At 51.4% G+C, this 21,138-nt stretch carries 18 protein-coding genes; 11 read left to right on the forward strand and 7 right to left on the reverse strand.

The features are described from left to right. The first annotated feature begins 8 nt into the window (after window positions 1-8). The 9 genes from Q8L79_RS01475 to Q8L79_RS01515 all read left to right on the forward strand — a co-directional run bounded on the left by Q8L79_RS01475 (window position 9) and on the right by Q8L79_RS01515 (window position 14,982). Entirely contained in the window at window positions 9-416 is a 408-nt protein-coding gene (locus Q8L79_RS01475; protein WP_305267376.1) for a ketosteroid isomerase-related protein, read from the forward strand. Window positions 417-945: 529 nt separating this feature from the next. Continuing rightward, window positions 946-1,278 (forward strand): hypothetical protein, encoded by a 333-nt coding sequence (locus tag Q8L79_RS01480; protein WP_305267378.1) that lies wholly within the window; start codon window positions 946-948, stop codon window positions 1,276-1,278. A gap of 126 nt (window positions 1,279-1,404) precedes the next feature. Continuing rightward, entirely contained in the window at window positions 1,405-2,286 is an 882-nt protein-coding gene (gene rlmA, locus Q8L79_RS01485; protein ID WP_305267380.1) for a 23S rRNA (guanine(745)-N(1))-methyltransferase, read from the forward strand. Between the two features lie 108 nt (window positions 2,287-2,394). Further along, the gene (locus tag Q8L79_RS01490; protein WP_305267382.1) at window positions 2,395-3,951 is read left to right on the forward strand and encodes a bifunctional aminoglycoside phosphotransferase/ATP-binding protein; all 1,557 of its coding nucleotides are present in this window, start codon (window positions 2,395-2,397) and stop codon (window positions 3,949-3,951) included. Window positions 3,952-4,211: 260 nt separating this feature from the next. Continuing rightward, a complete protein-coding gene (locus tag Q8L79_RS01495) occupies window positions 4,212-5,312 on the forward strand; it encodes a two-component system response regulator (protein WP_305267384.1) in 1,101 nt (366 codons plus the stop codon). Between the two features lie 223 nt (window positions 5,313-5,535). Further along, window positions 5,536-7,341, forward strand: coding sequence for a PAS domain-containing protein (locus tag Q8L79_RS01500; protein ID WP_305267386.1), 1,806 nt, complete (start codon window positions 5,536-5,538; stop codon window positions 7,339-7,341). Then, window positions 7,338-10,961 (forward strand): ATP-binding protein, encoded by a 3,624-nt coding sequence (locus tag Q8L79_RS01505; RefSeq protein ID WP_305267388.1) that lies wholly within the window; start codon window positions 7,338-7,340, stop codon window positions 10,959-10,961. Before Q8L79_RS01500 ends, Q8L79_RS01505 begins: the two co-directional genes overlap by 4 nt. Further along, window positions 10,940-11,413: a response regulator gene (locus tag Q8L79_RS01510; protein ID WP_305267390.1), complete on the forward strand. Its 474-nt coding sequence runs from the start codon at window positions 10,940-10,942 to the stop codon at window positions 11,411-11,413. The genes Q8L79_RS01505 and Q8L79_RS01510 overlap by 22 nt, the downstream gene beginning before the upstream one ends. Next, window positions 11,410-14,982, forward strand: coding sequence for a PAS domain S-box protein (locus tag Q8L79_RS01515; RefSeq protein WP_305267392.1), 3,573 nt, complete (start codon window positions 11,410-11,412; stop codon window positions 14,980-14,982). The genes Q8L79_RS01510 and Q8L79_RS01515 overlap by 4 nt, the downstream gene beginning before the upstream one ends. A gap of 79 nt (window positions 14,983-15,061) precedes the next feature. On the opposite strand, the gene Q8L79_RS01520 is transcribed toward Q8L79_RS01515, so the two are convergent. Beyond that, window positions 15,062-15,241, reverse strand: a complete 180-nt coding sequence (locus Q8L79_RS01520) for a hypothetical protein (protein ID WP_305267394.1) — start codon at window positions 15,239-15,241, stop codon at window positions 15,062-15,064. A gap of 115 nt (window positions 15,242-15,356) precedes the next feature. Here Q8L79_RS01520 and Q8L79_RS01525 point away from each other — a divergent pair, with 115 nt between their 5' ends. Next, on the forward strand, window positions 15,357-15,563 hold the full coding sequence (locus Q8L79_RS01525; protein WP_305267396.1) for a DUF6494 family protein: 207 nt from the start codon (window positions 15,357-15,359) through the stop codon (window positions 15,561-15,563). Window positions 15,564-15,635: 72 nt separating this feature from the next. Further along, a complete protein-coding gene (locus Q8L79_RS01530; protein WP_305267398.1) occupies window positions 15,636-16,124 on the forward strand; it encodes a nucleoside triphosphate pyrophosphohydrolase family protein in 489 nt (162 codons plus the stop codon). Between the two features lie 435 nt (window positions 16,125-16,559). On the opposite strand, the gene Q8L79_RS01535 is transcribed toward Q8L79_RS01530, so the two are convergent. The 6 genes from Q8L79_RS01535 to Q8L79_RS01560 all read right to left on the reverse strand — a co-directional run bounded on the left by Q8L79_RS01535 (window position 16,560) and on the right by Q8L79_RS01560 (window position 21,126). After that, window positions 16,560-16,994 carry a heme-binding protein gene (locus tag Q8L79_RS01535; protein ID WP_305267400.1) on the reverse strand — a complete coding sequence of 145 codons (435 nt, stop codon included), beginning with the start codon at window positions 16,992-16,994 and terminating at the stop codon, window positions 16,560-16,562. Window positions 16,995-17,057: 63 nt separating this feature from the next. Further along, complete coding sequence (fumC, locus tag Q8L79_RS01540; protein WP_305267402.1) at window positions 17,058-18,464, reverse strand: class II fumarate hydratase; 1,407 nt, start codon at window positions 18,462-18,464, stop codon at window positions 17,058-17,060. Window positions 18,465-18,514: 50 nt separating this feature from the next. Continuing rightward, window positions 18,515-20,197, reverse strand: coding sequence for an NUDIX hydrolase (locus Q8L79_RS01545; RefSeq protein WP_305267403.1), 1,683 nt, complete (start codon window positions 20,195-20,197; stop codon window positions 18,515-18,517). A gap of 29 nt (window positions 20,198-20,226) precedes the next feature. Further along, the gene (locus Q8L79_RS01550; RefSeq protein ID WP_305267404.1) at window positions 20,227-20,721 is read right to left on the reverse strand and encodes a hypothetical protein; all 495 of its coding nucleotides are present in this window, start codon (window positions 20,719-20,721) and stop codon (window positions 20,227-20,229) included. After that, entirely contained in the window at window positions 20,708-20,905 is a 198-nt protein-coding gene (locus Q8L79_RS01555; RefSeq protein ID WP_305267406.1) for a CopG family transcriptional regulator, read from the reverse strand. The genes Q8L79_RS01550 and Q8L79_RS01555 overlap by 14 nt, the downstream gene beginning before the upstream one ends. 5 nt (window positions 20,906-20,910) lie before the next feature. Continuing rightward, window positions 20,911-21,126: a hypothetical protein gene (locus Q8L79_RS01560; protein ID WP_305267407.1), complete on the reverse strand. Its 216-nt coding sequence runs from the start codon at window positions 21,124-21,126 to the stop codon at window positions 20,911-20,913. Between the last annotated feature and the right edge of the window lie 12 nt (window positions 21,127-21,138).

A 21,138-nucleotide genomic window follows, 5' to 3' on the forward strand; every position in this document is an offset into this window, starting at 1 on the left:
GAATCACTATGAACCAAGACAGCATCAACCTGATAGAACAATACTATGCCGCATTCAACGGCGGTGACATGGAGTCATTTCTTAACCTGCTGACTGACGATGTCATCCACGACATTAACCAAGGCAGGCGTGAAATCGGCAAGGACGCATTTACCCAGTTTATGGCCTGCATGAACAACAATTACAGAGAACAGCTGGTCGATATGGTTATCATGGCGACAGCCGACGGCAAACGTGCGGCGGCGGAATTTGTAGTATTGGGCGAATACATTAAAACCGATGAAGGCCTGCCTGCCGCACAAGGCCAAAAATACCGCCTGCCTGCCGGTGCTTTTTTTGAAATTCGCGACAACAAAGTGGCCCGCATTACCAATTATTACAACCTGCAAGACTGGATCGCTCAGGTTAGCCAATAATTAACTGCAACTATTCAACAAGGTTGGGTGAGGCGCGTTTTTTTTGCGCCGTAACCCGACTTACGGAACTGCTCATGCGTTAACCCTTTCAGTACATAATCCTGGAAACAGAGCTATATCATTATAGTGTGCTAGGTTAGACATCAGGTCAGGCGGCGCTTTGGCGTCCTGTCCGGAGAGGGACGTAAGGTGAATGAGTTCAATATCGCCTTCCCTTCCAGTTCTTTGCAGACTGAATCCCTTTCAACAAATTTCTTGCTAATCAGGACAAATTTTAAAAACTACTTACTCATAACAAAAAGCCGTTACTTACCGGTTTTTGCCATAATAATCTATAAAAAACAACATTATGAAAATCACAAGTCAAAACAACCCTGTCCGACTTTTCTGAAAACATATTGTTAATTTAAAAATTGGCTATATAAGGAATCGATTAATCGTATATGATAGCGTTTGGGAAGCAATTGTCTTTCCAATTATTAATTTTCAGGCAATGTCTGGAAATCACACCAAAACACTTCATAGGTATATGATGAATTTAATCAAAAAAGCAGTACTTACTTTTATTATGGCTATCTCTTTTGGTGCAAGTAACATTGCTTTCGCTGAAGATGCAAAAGCCACTGAAGTTATTGCACATATTGAAGCCGCTATAGCTGAAATCGGCAAACACGATTTCAATGCCGCTTATATACATGAAAAAGCAGCACGTACCGCTTCTGAAGAAATCACAGGCAACGAAGCGGCTGTAAAGCAAGGCCTCGAAAGTCTGATTAAAGCGCAAATAATTGGTAAAAGTGCAGATGAAGAAAAAGCTATTGCTGAATTAAACAAAGCATTAGGCTTTTTCAAGTCAATCTAATCATTAGATCGACTTTTTACTGAGACAGGGTTAACTTAAGTTGACCCTGCCTTCTATTCAAAACCACCGTTCAACCCTCTACGATTTTTACACCGCTTAGCCGGGTAAAGCCCCCTGTTTGTTTGCATGCATCAACCTCACCAGCCAATATCCTGTTATGTATGTCCGCTTTGCGCGGCCTCGCTACAGTTAAATCAAAAAAGCTACGTTTGCAAGAATAACCATCACTTTGATCTTGCAAAAGAAGGTTATTTGAATCTTTTGCCTGTGCAGCATAAACGCTCCGGTGAACCGGGTGATAGCAAGCAAATGATGCAGGCCAGACGCGAGTTTTTGGAAGCCGGGTATTATGAACCAATGGCCCAAGCCGTAGCGATGATGGTCAATGCAAATCAACCCAAACATCTGCTGGATCTGGGCTGTGGCGAAGGCTACTACAGCCGGATGATTGAAGCCCATTGCCCAAACACGATGATGTTGCACGGCGTCGACATTGCCAAATTCGCGATAGCCGCTGCCGCTAAAAAACAGCCCAATGCGCGATTTATAGTCGCCAGCGCTAACCGGCTGCCTTATGCAGATCAGTATTTCGATTTTGTGCTGAGAGTATTTGCCCCATCAAATGAACATGAACTCAAGCGGATACTGAAACCGTCAGGATTTTTGCTGACAGTGACGCCAGGTCCCAGACATCTATGGCAATTGAAAAAATTCATCTATGCTGATGTGCAAGAACATACGTTGGAGAGCGAACTGCCGCAAGGGTTTGAGCGTATTGATAGACAACGCATCAGTTATAAAATCGTCCCGAATCTCCAGCAAAGAATCGCCCTGTTACAGATGACGCCATTTGCGTGGCGAGCCAATGAAAGCGTTCAACAAGCCATTAAAGACGTTGCGGAACTCGAAATAGAAACCGACTTTATTTTAACGCTGGCGATAAAAACACCCTACAAGCCTAGTAACGCTGGAGCATTGCAGGACGCAAACAGCATCTTAAAGTCTTAACCTCGCTATTCGAATTACATATTTTTTACCGCCCCGACCTTCCGGCATTGCGCCCAATGCCATGAACGTAATAACATCTGACCATTGATTGCGTCGGAGGTTGTAAACATGAGCAATAAAACAGCGCTGGATTCAAGCCTCACCCTCATCAAAGCGTTATCTGAAGCGAATGACTGCAACATCATTGAAACCCATATTTCCTGGGTGCTGCTGACCGGCCAATACGTCTACAAAATCAAAAAACCGGTTAACTTCGGCTTTCTGGATTTTTCCACGCTGGAAAAACGCAGCTTTTGCTGTATTGAAGAACTAAGACTGAACAGACGCTTGGCCGCCGACCTGTATCTGGAGGTCGTACCGATAACCGGAACGCCGGAGCATCCCAGAATAGGCGGCACGACCACAGCCATCGAATACGCCATCAAGATGACTCGATTTCCTTCCGGGCAGTTGCTAAGCGAGTACGCCGCGCGCGGCCGGCTAAGCACAGATGCAGTCGATCAACTTGCCGATATTATTGCCGATTTTCATGAAACCATTGAACAGACGGATGAAAACTCTCCCTATGGCGATAGCGCAGGCATCAACCATTGGTTTGTCGAGAATTTCGACCATATCAGGCCTTTATTGATTGATGACGTTCAAAAACAGCAGCTACAGCGCATTCAGCAATGGGGCGACAGCGAATGGCGCATGCAAGCCGGGATAATGCAGCTGCGCAGACATCAAGGCTATATCCGGGAATGTCACGGTGACCTGCATCTGGGCAACATGACACTGATTAACGGTAAGGTGACCCTGTTCGATTGCATCGAATTTAATCCGCTGCTGCGCTGGATTGATGTCATCAGCGAAGTAGCTTTTTTGTTTATCGACCTGCTGCATTTTGGATATGACCGCTATGCATACCGCTTTCTTAATCGCTATTTACAATACACCGGCGATTATCGAGGGCTGACGCTGCTGCGTTATTACCTGGTTTACCGTGCGCTGGTACGGGCTAAAGTTTCCTTGTTGCGCATGGCCCAGCAACCCGACGACCCTGTTGTTGCCCAGAAGGCGCATCGCGAATACGCAGCTTTTGCCGATCTGGCAGAGCGTTTTACCAAGCGTCGCCAAAACGTTCTGATCATTACCCATGGCTATTCAGGTTCCGGAAAATCCACGATGGCCGCCCAACTCGCCGAAAAAATCGGCGCGTTCCAGATACGTTCCGATATAGAACGCAAACGGCTGTTCGGCTACCGGGCATTGATGCAAACGGGCAGCGGCATTGACAACGGACTTTATACCCAAGAAGCGAATCTAAAAACCTATCAACACCTTAAGGAACTTGCCAAAACCGTGCTTGACGCAGGTTTCCCGGTAATTATCGATGCGGCTTTTCTTAAAACCAGGCAACGCGATCCGTTTCGGCAGCTTGCGGCCGACTGCGGCGTGCCGTTTCATATCCTCACTTTTCAAGCGTCTGATCAGGAATTATGCAGGCGTATCAAGCAACGGCAAAACGATGCATCGGAAGCAACTGTGGCCGTACTACACCATCAGCAACAATCGGCACAACCGTTGTCGGAACATGAACAATCCGCTGTAATTGAAATTAATACCGAAAACGGCAATGCCCTGGAAAACCTGTTGAATAACTTTGACCGTTATTTACAATGACCGGATGCGGGTCTTTTAACGCGGCTTAACAAATGAATTCATTTATTCCTAAGGCACCGGATTCTGTTGACCATTAATAAAAACGTTTGTTTTATCGGCTACTTAGGAATTCACTTTATATTTACAAGTAATTGCTTTTGAATACTTATTACTGAAATACCAACAAAACCTAGCGTTATTTTTTAAGCCCTCTATAATTCAAAACGATAGAATCTGCAATCTAAGCTAAGAAACATTGCCATACCTACTATGGAACACCCATGTCAGAGATAACTCTCCAAACGATATTGATCGTTGACGACTCTCCCGAGAACCTCACCGTTTTAAGCGAATTGTTGCAACCGATCTACCGGGTACGCGTCGCTACTTCGGGCCGGAAAGCATTGCGCATCGCCGCCACTACACCATGTCCAGACTTGATTATGCTGGATGTGATGATGCCGGGCATGGACGGTTATCAAGTCTTCGAGCGTTTGCGCGCAGATCCCTCGACCCGCGACATCCCTGTGATATTCGTGACTGCCATGGACAGTACGGAAGCCGAGCTCCATGGACTGGACGTAGGTGCAGTGGACTACATCACCAAACCTGTCGTACCCCCCATTGTATTGGCGCGCGTCCATACCCAACTGGAATTGAAACAGGCCCGTGACTGGCTGCGTGACGAAAACTGTTATCTGGAAGCCGAGATCGCGAAACGCATGGCCGAAAACGAGTTGATCCAGGAAGTAAGCATCCGGGCATTGGCCCATCTGGCGGAAACTCGCGACCCTGAAACCGGCAACCACATCCTGCGCACCCAGGGCTATGTTCAACAGCTCGCCCAGAAGCTACAAACTCACCCCCTTTTTTCGGCGACTCTGAATGACCGTTACATTCAGTTGCTGGCACGTTCCGCGCCGCTGCACGACATCGGTAAGGTCGGTATCCCCGACGCTATCCTGCAAAAACCCGGTAAGTTGACGCCGGAAGAATGGGAGATCATGAAAACCCATGCTCGTCTTGGCGCCGTGGCCATCGAAGAGGCCGAGCGGGATGTAGAACGGCCGGTAATATTCCTGACTTTAGCCAAGGAAATAGCCCACCGACACCATGAGAAATGGGATGGCAGCGGTTATCCGGATGGACTTGTCGGTGAAGCCATTCCCGTGTCAGCTCGTATCATGGCCCTGGCGGATGTATTCGACGCCTTGATTTCCCGCCGTGTTTACAAAGAACCCATGTCTTACGCTGAAGTTCGCAGCATCATTGCGGCCGGGCGAGGCCGGCATTTCGACCCGGACATGGTTGATGCCTTTCTCACCCATTTCAGCGTCTTCTGCGACATCGCCGAACGCCATCGCGATCCCGTTCCGGATTAAACGCCATGAATCAAGCCACTCGCGTCCTACTGGTCGAGCATGAAGGTACAGCTATCTTTATCGTTAACAACCAGCTTATCTGTCACCATGGCCAAACCAGAAAATGTCTTTAAGGCGCGCAGTGAATTTCGACCATCCGGAACGGTAACAACATAGCTATGACGCTCAACTTTACCTCCACTGAATCCAGTCCGGATCACTAATATAAAGAGCTGCCCAGCCAATGCCACCCGATACTGCCTCCATACCGACTCGACCTGAACCACCCGCCAACCGAGGCGGAATTCTAGCCATTGTTCTGGTCTATGCCATGTTCGCCGCGTGTTGGATATTGCTGTCCGACAAATTGGTACAGATAATCTTCAACGATCCTAACCAGATTATCCTCGCCAGTATGCTCAAGGGCTGGTTATTCGTCGGTGTAACCTCATTGCTGTTCTATGGCCTGATGCTGCGCTGGATCGGCGGCGATAAGACGTCTAAAGCACACTCGGCGAGCTCACATGGCTTGGGCTTACCTTTCATATCGCTGGCGGTGATTATCGTCATGTTCACAGGCACAGGTATATTACATACCTTCAAACACCAAAAAGAAGAAGCGATTGGCCGGTTGCAGGCCGATGCCGACATCAAGGCCCTTCAGATTGCTGACTGGCTCAAAGAGAGACAGGCTGACGCGGACTTCACCCAGACCAGCGACTTTTTCACCGAACAATACCGCCGTTGGCAAGAATCGGGTGATCAACACAGCGGCGAACGACTGCAAACGCAGTTGGAGCAACTAGGCCGGAATCATGGATTTGGTGCCGTCATACTACTCGACCCGAAAGGTAAGCAGCTGTGGGGAAACGACAAGACGTCGCTTGTCCTTGCCCAGCCATTGCAGACCGCAGCACAGCTTGCCTCGGCAGAGCGGACAGTACGGCGAGCCGGTCCGTATCCCGATGCAGCCGGCAACATGTGCCTGGATTTTATTGTGCCCTTGACGATCATCTCCGGCTCTCCGCCCTTGGTCATCCTGCACGTCGACTTGACGGATCGGCTTTCCCCCATTCTGCAAACCTGGCCGGTACCCGGCGCCAAGGGCGAGACTGTGTTGTTCCAGCGTAATGGCGACCAGGTACTCTTCTTTAACAAACTGAAACACCAAGAAAATACGCAAACCAAGTTGCCCGTACCCATGGCAATGGAAAAACTGCTTAACGACGAGGTATCTCCGGGTAGCCCGATTGAAGGCCTGGATTACCATGGCGTTCCCATCATCGGTGTAGTGCGCTCTGTCGCCGGCACAGACTGGTTCCTGATGACCAAGCTGGATCTGTCTGAACTTTACGCCGAGGTCGTCGGAGATGTTGCGTGGACCGGTTTTGTAGGCTTGCTGGCCCTGTTTATGACGGGTGCCGGTTTTTATCTGTTGCGACAGGCTCAACAACTTGCCCAGGCTAAGGCCTTACAGCAATCCCAGACAGAGCGCCTTCGCGCATTGCATCTGCTTGCCGCCATCGCCGACAGCTCGGATGACGCTATTTTCGCCAAAGACATGGACGGCCATTACCTCCTGTTCAATCGCGCTGCCAGTCTGTTCGTCGGCAAGTCGTCCGAAGATCTGCTGGGTCACGACGACCTAGCCATCTTCCCTCCCGAGCAGGCCGAAAGGCTGATGGCCGTCGATCGTCGTGTGAGCGCCGAAAACCGCACCATTACTCAGGAAGAACGGCTTAACACCTTGCAGGGTGAGACCGAATTTCTCACCACCAAAGGGCCTCTGTACGACAACGAAGGCAACATGATCGGTATCTTCGGAATTTCCCGCAACATCACCGAGCGCAAGACAGCCGAGGCTGAGCTGATCCAGCGCAACGACGAGCTTGAGCGCTTCAATCGCACCATGATAGGGCGTGAGCTGGATATGATTGCGCTTAAACAACAGGTCAACGAGCTGTCCATACGACTCGGGCAGGAGCCCCCCTATCCGCTGGCTTTTCTTAATACCCATCCAGTACCGCCGAAGGGGAACGAAGCGCCATGAACGGACGCTTGGCGCCGGCGGTCCTGCTACCCTTGCTGGCGCTGGCGCTGCAATGGGTACTGTGGCCCTGGATCGCCCCTTTCGTCTGGTTTCTATTCTTCCCCACCGTGTTTTTCAGCGCACGTCTGGGCGGCCTCTGGGGCGGGCTGATCAGCACCGTTCTGAGTACCGTCATAGTCTGGTTCTTTTTTATCCCGCCCCAGTTGAGCTGGACGATGGACAACCCGTCCAACCTTTATTCGGTAGGCCTGTTTCTGGTCATGGGCTACCTGTTTAGCGAAACCCAGGATCGTCTGCGTCGCGCGCAACGGAACACCGACATGGCTCTGGCAGAAATCCGCACGGCTAACCGGAAGATCACCCGGCTTTATCAAAAAACGCTCGAACTCGACAAACTAAAAACCCAATTTTTCGCTAATGTCAGCCACGAACTGCGCACGCCATTGACTTTGATCATGAGCCCCCTTACCCGGCGCTTGGCCGCTACCGACCTGACCGAGACGGAACGGCGCGAAAACGAAATGGTGCTGCGCAACGCACGCTTACTTTACCGCCACGTCACGGATTTACTCGATACAGCCAAACTTGAGGCAGGCCGTATGCCCCTGATCTGGACACCGATTGATCTTGCGGCCCTAACCAGGGCAATGGCCAGCCACTTCGAGGCCTTGGCTGCGGAACGGAAAATAGACTACGCCGTGATGATTCCGGACACACTGCCGGTCGAGGCGGACGGTGAAAAGTTACAGCGCGTCTTAGTGAATCTCCTTTCCAATGCCTTCAAGTTCACGCCCGATTTCGGAGCTATTGCCCTGCGCCTGTCGCAGGAAAATGGTCACGCACTGATCGAAGTGCAGGACAACGGCCCCGGCGTACCCGCCAACTTGCAGGAAACTGTGTTTGAACGGTTTCGTCAGGTGGAGGGTGGAGCCCAGCGCCGTTTTGGAGGCACCGGCCTCGGGTTAGCTATTGTCAAGGATTTCGTCGAACTGCATAACGGCACGGTCAGCTTGGGCGAGACTTCGGGCGGCGGTGCACTGTTTTCCGTGCGGCTGCCGCTGACGGCACCGGTCGGCACGGTACTCAGCGCACCGGTACCGTTCGATGAAGTCATCGACCGCCAAGCCATCGAGGAACTGGAAGCACGTGCCTCGACCGTTGCCCTGAACAAATCCTTGCCCGCAGCCGACGCGCCGCTGATACTGGTGGTCGAAGACAACCTCGATATGAACGAATTCATTGCCGCCACTCTGCGCCCGCACTACCGCGTTTACAGCGCCTTCAACGGACGCGAGGGTCTGAAAAAAACGCTGGAGCTGCTTCCCGACTTGATCATCACCGATCTGATGATGCCGGAAATGGCCGGCGACGACATGGTATACGAATTGCGCCGTTTGCCGGCTACGCGCGACGTGCCGATCGTCATACTCACCGCCAAGGCCGATGAAAACCTGCGTATACGCCTGCTCAGGGAGGGTGTGCAAGACTATCTCAACAAGCCTTTCTCGGTGGAGGAACTACTGGCACGAGTGAGCGGACTGATATTATCGCGACGGCGCACGGTGGAGGAGTTGAGCCGTAGTGCGGAGCTTTTGCGCCGACTGGCCGAAATCGTCGAGAAAGTTGCGGCGGTGCGCGACTTGCCGAGTCTCACCAACATCGTCCTCCCCGCCGTGCGTGAATTGACCGGCGCAGACGGTGCCACTTTAGTATTACGCGACAATGGCCAGTGCCATTACATCGACGAGGATGCCATTGGCCCATTGTGGAAGGGCCAACGCTTTCCGCTTGAATCCTGCGTTTCGGGCTGGGCCATGCTCCACGCAGAAGCGGCTGTCATCGAAGATATCACTGTCGATCCGCGTATTCCCCATGCCGCCTATCGCTCCACTTTCGTCAAGAGTCTATCCATGACACCTATCGGCAGAGAAAAGCCGGTGGGCGCGATTGGCTGCTACTGGGCCAACCGGCACATGGCCGGCGTAGAAGAACTTGAGTTGCAGCAGGCTTTGGCCGATGCCATGTCGGTAGGACTTGCCAACATTGATCTTTACCAAGGCATGGCCAACGCCCGGCAGGATGCGGAACAGTTCGCAGCCACACTTGAGGAAGCGCAGCACTTGGCCGGTATCGGCAACTGGACGTGGAATCTGAGGACCAACCAATACACATGGTCCGACGAAATCTATCGCATCTACGGCCGCGACCTAACCTTGCCACCCGCGGCTTATCCGGAAGTCCAGACTTATTTCACGCCCGAAAGCTGGGTTGGCCTCGCCGCGGCCGTAGAGAAGGGCTTGACGGAAGGAGTGTCCTACGAATGCGATACCGAGGTGGTACGCCCCGACGGTTCCCATCGTTGGATCATCGCCCGAGGTAAAGCAAGCCACGATACCGAAGGAAACATCATCGGTCTGTACGGCACGGTGCAAGACATTACCGAGCGCAAACGCACGGAGCAGGCGCTACGCGAAAGCGAGGAGCGGTTAGCAGGCATTATCGACTCGGCGACGGATGCGATTATCTCCGTGAACGAGCAGCAACAGATATGCATGTTTAACCCGGCCGCCGGGCAGGTGTTCGGCCTGAGCGCGGACGAAATTATAGGCCAGCCCTTGACCCGCCTCATCCCGGAACGTTTCCGCTGTGAGCATGAAAGCAATGTCCGGAATTTCGCACAGACCGGCATAACCGCTCGCCGTATGGGCGTAGGCGAGATCAGCGGCCTGCGCGCAAACGGCGAGGAATTTCCCATCGAGGCGTCCATCTCCCATACCCCCACTGCCACTGGCGAACTGTTCACGGTGATCTTGCGCGACATCACCGACCGTAAACGGACCCAAGAAGAAATCCACCGCCTCAACGCCGACCTGGAGCGACGCGTAATCGAGCGCACTGCCGAACTCACCACCGCCAACCGCGAGCTCGACAGCTTTGCCTACGCCGTCTCCCACGATCTGCGCGCGCCGCTACGCGCCATGAGCGGATTCAGCCAGGCTCTGGCTGAGGATTACGGCAGTCAGTTGGTGGGAGAGGCTAAGGTTTACCTGGATCAGATCGATCTCTCCAGTCGCAAGATGAGCGAACTGATCGATGGCCTGCTGACGCTTTCGCGTAGCACCCGGGGCGAGTTGCGGCACGATGCCGTGGATCTTTCCGCCCTGTCCGAGCGTTTGCTGGCCGAACTGATGCAAAGCATACCTGAACGGCAAGTGGCGATACAGGTGGAGACAGGGCTTCAGGTGTATGGCGATGCGCGCATGCTCGAAGCAGTCATGCGCAATCTGCTGGACAATGCCTGGAAATACAGCGCACACGCGGCAGCACCGGGCATTCGCGTGTACGCCGAAGATCGGGGTGACGTTCGCCGCTTCTGCGTCGCCGATAACGGTGCCGGTTTCGATATGGCCCACGGCAACCGCTTGTTCCAGCCGTTCCAACGTCTGCACCGCCAGGAGGAATTTACCGGCATCGGCATCGGCCTGGCCACCGTGCAGCGTATCGTACACCGCCACAACGGGAGCATCGAAGCACGAGGAGAACCGGGCAAAGGCGCGGTATTCTGTTTTTCTTTATCAAATATGCCCGCAAATTCAACGTGCGGCGAAAACGAGGTTTAATGATGAATAACAAAACCATCTTGCTGGTAGAAGACAACCACCAGGACGAAATACTGACCCTACGCGCCTTGCGCCGCGCCAATCTGATCAACCAGATAGACGTAGTGCGCGACGGTCAACAAGCTCTGGATTACCTGTTTCGGCAAAGCGAGTTCGCCGACCGGGGCGGCCCCGACCTGCCCACCGTGGTACTGCTTGACATCGGCCTGCCACGTCTGTCCGGCCTGGAAGTGCTGGAACAACTGCGCGCCGACACCCGCACTGCGCTATTGCCTGTGGTCATCCTCACCTCTTCGGATGAGGAACGCGATCGCCTGAAGAGCTATGAAGTCGGCGCCAACAGCTTCGTGCGCAAGCCGGTGGATTTTGCCGAATTCGCCGAGACTGTAGCGCGCTTGGGTGTGTACTGGCTGGCGACCAATGAGCCGCCTCCCGCGATGAAACAGCAATGAACAGTCCGTTGAAGCTCCTCGTCATCGAAGATATCCCTGCCGACTTCCTGCTACTGGAGAGGCACTTACGCCGGCATGACCTGGATGCCGAGTACCTCCGTGTCGGCAGCAATGCAGAGCTGGATGCCGCATTGCAAAACGAATGGGATGTGGTGCTCTCTGATTACAACGTGCCGGGCATGGATTTTGTCACGACCCTGAAACGTATCAGGACTTATTGCCCCGACCTGCCGATTATCCTGGTGTCCGGCAGTGTCGGCGAGGAAACTGCTGTGGAACTGTTGCGTCTGGGCATGAGCGATTTTGTCCTTAAAAACAGCTTGGTTCGTTTATTGCCGGCCATCTTGCGCGCCCTGGATGAGACCAACGAACGTCGCGCACGCCAATCCGCCGAAACTGCGTTGCACGAAAGCCAGGCAGTCATCCTTGAAGAGCAGCGCCAGGCCAGATTGGCTACACTGAATCTGATGGAGGACGCCCTCGCCGCCCGGACCCGCGCCGAGACGGCTCATGCAGCGTTGCAGGAATCGGAGGCAAAATACCGGCTACTGGCCGACAATGCTGCCGATTGTATCTTCTGGGTCGGCACCGACAGACGCTATAAATACATTTCTCCGGCTTGCGAACAAATTTCCGGCCATACTCCCGAGGAATTCCTGGCCGATCCCGAGTTAATGGCCGACATGATCCATTTTGACGACCGCATGGCGTATCGACAACATCTTGCAGACAGCACAAATACCGATAGGGGCGAACTTGAAGTGCGCATCGTGCACAAGGACGGAAGCGTGCGTTGGATCGGTCACCATTGCAAACCCATCCACGGCGAGAACGGCGAATACCTGGGTCTGCACGGCGTGAACCGCGACATTACCGCGCGTAAGCGGGACGAGGAAGAACTGCATGACAGCGCTGAGCGCTTCCGGGTAGCCACCGAAAGCATCCGCGATGCCTTTATCCTCATTGATGGCGAAGAGGGCAAAATCGTGCTGTGGAACCCCGCTGCCGCTGTTATGTTCGGCTACACCAAGAACGAGGCGATAGGCCTGCCACTACACCAACTCATCGGGCCGTCCCGTTTTCACGAAGCGGCAGCTCTCGGTCTGGCGCATTTCGCGCACACCGGCGAGGGCGCGACAGTGGGCCGCACGCTCGAACTACCCGCCCTGCGCCGGAACGGCGAGGAATTCTCCGTCGAGCTTTCCCTCTCTGCGACACAGCTCGGCGGCCAGTGGCATGCCGCCGGAATCGTTCGCGACATCACCGAGCGCAAGCAGGCCGAAGAGCAGCTGCGCAAACTCGCCCAAGCCGTGGAGCAGAGTCCGGAGAGCATTATCATCACCAATCTCGACGGCAACATCGAATATGTTAACGAGGCTTTCGTGAAGAATAGCGGCTACCTCCACGAAGAGCTGATGGGGCAGAATCCGCGACTCCTGAACTCCGGCAAAACGCCGAAAGAGTCCTATGCAGCGCTCTGGGATGCCATCTCTCATGGACAAACCTGGAAAGGCGAATTCATCAATAAACGCAAGGATGGCAGCGAATATGTCGATTTCGCCATCATTACTCCCATCCGTCAACCGAATGGAGGCATCACCCATTACGTGGCGGTGCAGGAGGACATTACCGAAAAGCGGCGTCAAGGCGAGGAACTGGATCAGCACCGCCATCACTTGGAGGAGCTGGTAGCGCGTCGAACGGCGGAACTGGAGTCGGCCCGGACTTCGGCGGATGCAGCCAATCAGTCCAAGAGTGCTTTCCTGGCCAATATGAGCCATGAAATTCGCACCCCCATGAATGCCATCATCGGGTTGACTTATCTCTTACGCCAAAACACGCCTACGCCTGAACAAAGCGTACGCCTGGACAAGATTGATGCCGCCGCCCTGCATCTGCTGTCCATCATTAACGACATTCTGGATCTGTCAAAAATTGAGGCCGGTCGCCTGGAGCTGGAACAAACCGACTTCTCCCTGGCAGCGGTACTGGACCACATCAACTCATTGATTGCCGATCAGTCCCGAGCCAAGGGGCTGACTATCGAAATGGATAACGGTGACGTGCCGCTGTGGTTGCGCGGCGACCCGACCCGGCTACGTCAGGCCATGCTCAACTATGCGGGCAATGCCGTCAAGTTCACCGAGCGCGGTACCATCTGGTTGCGCGCCAGGTTATTGGAAGAAACCGGCACAGGGCTGCTGGTGCGATTCGAAGTTCAGGACACCGGAATCGGTATCGCGGCGGAGAATTTGCCGACGCTGTTCGAAGTATTCGCTCAAGCCGATATTTCGACTACCCGCAAGTACGGCGGCACCGGCTTGGGGCTGGCCATTACCCGACGTCTGGCGAACATCATGGGTGGAGAGGTCGGCGTCGAAAGCACTCTGGGCCAAGGCAGCACCTTCTGGTTTACCGTCCGGCTCCAGCGGGGTCATGGCGTGATACCTACTGAAGTTCGGATAAAATCGATGGATGCCGAGAACATGTTGCGCCGGGACTATGCCGGCGCCCGTCTGCTGCTGGCGGAGGACAACCCCATCAATCGGGAGGTGGCGCTGGAATTGCTGCATGGAGTCGGTCTGTCGGTAGACACTGCGGAAAATGGTCGGGCCGCCTTGGATAAGCTCAGTGCGAATAGTTACGATATGGTGTTGATGGATGTACAAATGCCCGAAATGGATGGCCTGGCCGCGACTAAAGCGATTCGCGCCCAGCCCGGCTATGCAGCCTTGCCGATCCTGGCGATGACTGCCAATGCCTTCGACGAAGATCGGCGGATCTGCCTTAATGCAGGTATGAACGACTTTGTTGCCAAACCCGTGATTCCCCAGGTTCTCTACGCTACGCTGTTGCGTTGGCTGTCGCCCTCTGATCGAAACCATCCCTCGACAGATTCGAGCAACCGGCTTGTAGAGCTCACGGCAGACTTAGCACAGTCCCCTCTCCCGGCTACCTATATTCCGGGCCGACTGGCAACCGTTCCGGGACTGGAGGCTGCGCTAGGCCTCGCTGTCGTCAGGGGCGACGCCACCAAATATCAGAAACTTTTGCAGATGTTTGCCGGCTTCCATAGCAAAGACATGATACGTGTACAGGAACGACTGGCTGATGGGGATATCCAAGAGGCGCAACGTCTGACTCATGGCTTGAACGGCGCCGCCGCCACACTGGGCGCATGCCGCGTTTCTGAGCTGGCGACCAGGCTGGATAAGGCCTTGCGCCAGAATGCTAGTGTAGCCGAATGCACAGAGTTGGCCCGGTTGTGCGATCGCGAATTGACTCAATTGATTCAGTACATCCTGAGTTTGCCTGAAGAAGTTGTTCCCGCCGAAAACACTAACTGTAATATTGATCCTGAACACGCAAAGCAAATACTTTCGGAATTGGAAAGCCTGCTGATCGAAGACAACGCTCTCGCCAACCGCTTGGCCCGTGAATCTGCCGATCTGCTACGGATGAAGCTGGGCAGCGGCTATGCTGACTTTAGCCGACAAATTGAAGTATTCAACTACGAAAGCGCGCTGACAACACTACGAGGGATAACCAGCCCCAAGACGGATGCTTAAGAGGTTTTCACCTCATTGATAACCTTGCCTCGAATCCAGCCGCATTTTGGAAAAGAAAATTATACGGACATTTATTACATCAACCTGCACCGGCATATCTTCCCGCCATTAGATCATAATCCAACAGCACACCCAGACTGAAGCGCAGGTTATTAGTTTTTAATAACCTGTTTTCGCTGATTGCTGATAATTTTTGACCAACAACAATTTCCTTTTTTGCAGCCGGAAAAATAATTATTTTTGGCAGTGTACGTAACATCAGGACATGTTACAGTTCATAAGAAGCTTTTATGATTACAAAATGATAGTTTTTTCATCAAAACAAATTCCATTGCTTTTACTGATGGAACCTAATTTGCCTTTAGGAGGTCAAAATGAATGAAGACACATTAAATTTAGAAATCAGAAAATATCTCAAAAATGTCGGCATCACATCACAACGCGAGATTGAACATGCCGTACTCAAGGCGGTTGAAACCGGAAAATTGAACGGTTCCGAGACCATAGACATTAAAATGACCCTGGATGCTCCCGCTCTTGGCGTCAACCATTGCATTGAGGGAAAAATAGCGCTTGAATAAATCGCTATGAAGAAACTTTAGTTGGGTCTGGTTATTACATTAATTCGACGTAAGTCGACGAGGATAAAAACCATGAATAAGCACTTAAAGTTAGTTAGAGAATTTCACGACACATTTTCACTTCCGCAAGCCGAACATGGGGCAAATGAGCGGTTATCCGATATGGATATTGTTATGCGTCAAGCATTACTCATGGATGAAGGCAGCGCGGTATTAAAAGCGATTAAAGCAGGCGATATGGTTGAAATATTGGCCGGACTGGTTAATCTTGCCTATTGTGCATTGGGCGCTATTGCGATACGGGGAAGTGATGTTACAGACCGTCCGGTAACATGGCGGCATGATGGCTTTATTCTTTCTATCATCCGTATCCTGTCCGACAGAATCAATAATTGCACCTCAGGCAATACCGATGATTATTCAGCCGTTTATTGCTTGTGCGCTCATTTATCGAGCAGTTTCATCAACGCGGATTTCAATAAAGCCTTTCAAATGATCCATGACGGCAAGATAGCCAAAGAAGTGAAAGAGCCCGATTTGAGTGCTTGTCTTTTTGAATAACATCAAAGGGCTATTCATGAATGGATGAGGAATTATGATGGGGATTGCCTGAATTTAGCCCCAAAAAAAATACATCGTTCGTCACGGCCATTAAGTTAAGGATTTTAGTAAGCGCTAGTTCCCAAGCTCCAGCTTGGGAACTCGGTGTGGGAAGCTCCAGCTTCCCGTCTCGCCAAGCTACGACTTGCATGGACAGATATTTGCTCCTCGGTAATTGCTCCTGCATTACTCTACCTCCTGTATCCATACAGTCGTGCAATATCTGCATTCACCACATCCTTGTGGATTATGCAGGGGGTAGAGCAACGCAGGAGCGATTGCCGAGAGCTTCGCCATATGGGGCCCCAAGTCGAGCGTGGGACCCAGCGTATTTCTCAACTTAATGGCAGTGACGCTCTGCGTGGGAACGATGCAATCCTGAAAATGATCTTAAGCTCAAGTTCGCCACGGGTGCGCCGGCAAATCGGAAACACCGATTGCTTCCGCCCCGGCTTTGGCAACCTGATGATCGTTTTCCACCGAACTGCCGCTGACGCCGACAGCGCCGATTAGAACGCCATCCTTGTCAACAATAGGCACGCCTCCGGGAAAGGTAATTAGCCCGTCGTTAGAATGTTCAATCCCGTAAAGCGGCCCGCCCGGTTGCGATAGCTGACCGATTTGTCCGGTGTTCATCGCGAAGAAACAGGCGGTCTTGGCTTTTTTGATCGCAATATCCACGCTGCCTACCCAGGCATTGTCCATTCTCACGAACGCCTTTAAGTCAGCGCCGGAATCCACAACGGCGATACACATCTGCGTACCGATTTTTTTTGACTCGGCAATTGCCGCAGCCATTGCCTGTTCGGCCAGTTCGTATGTTACATGCATGGTCTATCTCCTCTATTCGTTATCAAAAGTACCTAACCGCTTAATGGTATTCTCTTTCGTTCTTTATTGGGGAAAAATCATATTTTCCGGACGAACAAGCTTGTCGAATTCCTCTTCAGTCACAAATCCGCCGGAGACTGCCTCTTCACGTAACGTGCTGCGATTTTTTAAAGCCAGTTTCGCAATTTTTGCGGCATTGTCGTAACCGATGCGCGGAGCCAAGGCAGTCACCAGCATCAGCGAACGTTCCATAAGCTCGGCAATGCGGTCGATATTCGGCTCAATGCCGACCACGCAATGATCTGTAAAACTCATCGCCGCATCGCCGATAAGCCGGATCGACTGGAGCACGTTATAAATAATGACCGGCTTGAACACATTGAGTTCCAAATGCCCTTGCGCTCCGGCAAAGGTGACAGTGGTGTGATTGCCCATAACCTGTGCGCAAACCATCGTCATGGCTTCGCATTGGGTCGGATTCACCTTGCCCGGCATAATCGAAGAGCCGGGTTCGTTTTCAGGCAGCGACAGCTCGCCGATGCCGGAGCGCGGCCCCGAACTCAACAGGCGAATATCATTGGCAATTTTATTAAGGCCGACGGCGATGGTGTTTAACACCCCGGAGATTTCCACCATCGCGTCGTGCGCGGCCAGCGCCTCGAATTTATTGGACGCGGAGACGAAAGGAAGCCGGGTAAATTTTGCAACTTCTTCGGCAAACTGTTCGCCAAAACCCGGCTTTGAATTCAGGCCGGTACCCACCGCGGTACCGCCTTGCGCCAACGGATACAGCCGTTTTAGACTGTCATTAATCCGGTCGATGCCGAACTGCACTTGGGCGGCATAGCCGGAAAACTCCTGCCCCAACGTCAGCGGCGTCGCATCCTGCAAATGCGTGCGCCCGATCTTGATTATTTGGTTCCATGCCAGGGATTTTTCGGCCAGTGCGCGCTGCAAATGTAAAAGCGAGGGAATCAACACGTGGTGCAACTGCTCGACGGCGGCGATATGCATGGCCGTCGGAAAAGCATCATTCGAAGACTGGCTGCGATTACAGTGATCGTTCGGATGAACCGGCGTTTTAGATCCCATAGCGCCGCCAAGACGCTCGATAGCCAGATTGGCAATCACCTCGTTGGCGTTCATGTTGGACTGGGTGCCGGAGCCGGTCTGCCAGACAACCAGCGGAAAATTATCATCGAGATTGCCGTCGATAACATCCTGAGCCGCAACCGCTATGGCGTAGCCGATTTTGTCATCAATATTGTTCAGCGCGATATTCGATAATGCGGCGCAATATTTGACGATGCCCAGCGCGCGGATCAAAGGCCGAGGCATTTTTTCATTGCCGATTTTGAAGTTAAGCAGGGAGCGCTGGGTTTGCGCGCCCCAGTATTTGTCGGCGGGTACTTGTATCGGGCCGAAAGAGTCGGTTTCTGTACGGGTATTATGGATGGTGTTTGTTTTCATGCGTTATCCTCTATGGTTGAGTTACGACATAGCTTGCACACTCCAGCCCTTTATAGCACATCTAATTTACAACAAAACTTTATAACCCCCGCCTCTCGTCGTATCAATCCTCTTAAGCCCAATGCCGAAAACTTGGAGTCTCTATGTAAACCTTTTTTATAAGTATCTTCAATTTTTACAGCCTCTTCGTTATCTGACGAAAATTGCTTCTCAGATAATTGCTGTAATTTATGCGCAAATTCCAAAGTCACATTAAATACTTCTGCTTTGACTTTAGTCATTCCTAATGCCATAGCAAAGGCTTTTCTTTCAATGCTCACAGGTATTTTTGTTTTGGTGCCGATTAGGTCGGCGTTATGCACCGAATAAGTAAACAACGCTTCATCAAAATAAACCACATCAGGATTGATCGATAAGCGAAACAATACATCATGGTGGTTTTCAATAATTAAATCAGTGCCTTTAAACAATTCAGCCAGCTGCTTTAATTCTGCTTGCAGCATTGGATTATTTTTAACATCAATCCAGCCATAAGGATGAAAAATAATATTTTCTTCAACCGTCGCAAATTCAAAACCGCGACAATGTGCCGCCAAACCTAATAAAACGCTTAATTGCCTTGGAGTTAAAACCAAATCAAACGGCTTCTCTTTACCTAAAGCACCGGCCAACAGTGGCTTTTCAGCATCAATAAGCAACGTTAAACCGTATTTTGGCGGATCGAATAAATAACCCGCTGAAAAACTATCCGGTAAAGCCAACAGTCCTGTTTTTAACGCTAAGCGGTCATCATCAAAATCATCAACCAAGGCTTTGACATAAGCGATCTTGCCGTTAACTGTTTCGCCCTTTGCCACATCATCAATCGCAAACCAGACCAGACGGTCATCACGCTTTATTTGCTGTTGCAGAAATAAATAGCCTTCCAACGTTAATTCAACCTGAAAAATATCCAGATAATATTCGGTTAATGCATGATTAGGCGCAGAACCTTGAACTTGCCGGTAAGGCTTTAAGCTACGCCAAGGCTTAAAACGAAAATGCCGCTCAAAAACCAAACCGACTTCTTCGCTGATTTCCCGTTTTAATGTGTCCGGCAAAGCTTGTTTAATTAAACCGGAATTTGCCGATTGCAGTTCAACGAGTAAAACAGGCATATCCATATCACCCGGCACATCATGCTGATTCAACCGCCCACCGATCAAGCCGTAATCCCCTGCTTTTTTATCAAAACGCTTTTGGGTATCTTCGCGTTGATAAAACAAAATGTTGCCGTCCAGTTTGATAATGCCCCAGGCTACATAAATGTAACGGATAGGTTTAGCGCTATGGCTTGAGTGATGCTCATAGCGCCTGTCTTCAACAATACTCAACACCTCGCGTTGCTGATTTTTCTTCGCATCGGCTATGCCTTGCGTATTCCAAAAATTATCGGCAAAAAAACGTGATTCATTGTCGCTCATCGCAGTTAATAACGACGTTGCTAACAATTGCGCAGGAAATGAAATAAAACACCACTCGCCTTTTTGTAAATTGGCGGTATTTAATACAGCTAAAGTATCGAGCAGGGTTTCTATTAAATTTATAGTGTTTTCAGTGATCAAGCGGTCAAGTTGGTGCTGGCGGCAAAGCGCGTTAATCAATGCTTCGCGCGGAACGCTGTAAAAATCGCCTTCTTCTTCGGCGTAACGGGGAAGATGGGAAATAAGCGCTTGAATGAGATTAGCAGACATTATTTATAAACTTCATTATGCATTTTTCTCTACGTCGCTGATGACTTCTGCCAATAAAGAAGCGCGAATGTGTAAAGTGGTCCGTGTTGGAATAGCGTGTAACAATTCCAATACGCCCGATTTTGAGCGGGTTTGTTGGCGAATAGCGCGAACCAATACACCCAGTGTGCCACATGTGCCGCCACTCCTAAATTTTTTGCGGCTAGCCGGGCGGCAGTATCATCCGTCAAAAGCAGGCTATTGCTAAATTCAAAGCACAAATGCAAAGCTTCCTGCTCTCCCGCATGTAGAGTGTAAAACGGGGTCAGCGCATCGACTTGGGCCGAAAAATGTACCGCACATTGGCGAATAAATTTAACTTCGGAGCAAACCAAAGCTTGAGGACGATGCTGTTCCACTTCATTCCAAACTGTTTCCGGAACAATAACCTTGTCAAAATCGGCCAGAAGATCAAGGCTGTTCAGTTCATCCAAATGAATAATAGGCCCGGCGTCGGCAATAACGACCGCCCTAGTCTTTTCCATGCAAGCCCCAGTCAATATCTTCGCGGATAAAGCGTTCGCTGATCGTTTGTTGATGAGACTCTATATAACGACGCATTGCTTCTGCAACCAGTGCATCCATGTTATCAATCCAACCTTGCTCCACCATGTTTTGCGCTTGCTGCCAAAGTTGATCGGGTATTTCGGTTTTTATAAGTGTGGACATGATAATTACCTATTGAGGGAAACTGCGGGGGCTAAAGGATCATCGGCTAAACAGCAATAGCTCTGGTTAATAAACGCCAGCCAATTCTGCCTTTCCATCGTTTCTTTACGTGGTTGAATAATCACAACCAGTTCGACGTCTTGATTGGCGTATTCAGATGGTAGCGTTAAATGGAGCTGGGCATTGTTTTCTATGTGGCTGGTGAATTGTAGGGTTTTCATGGCGTAATCATC

The sequence above is a fragment of the Methylobacter sp. genome (assembly GCF_030680395.1).
In the GTDB taxonomy this organism is placed as follows: domain Bacteria; phylum Pseudomonadota; class Gammaproteobacteria; order Methylococcales; family Methylomonadaceae; genus Methylobacter_A.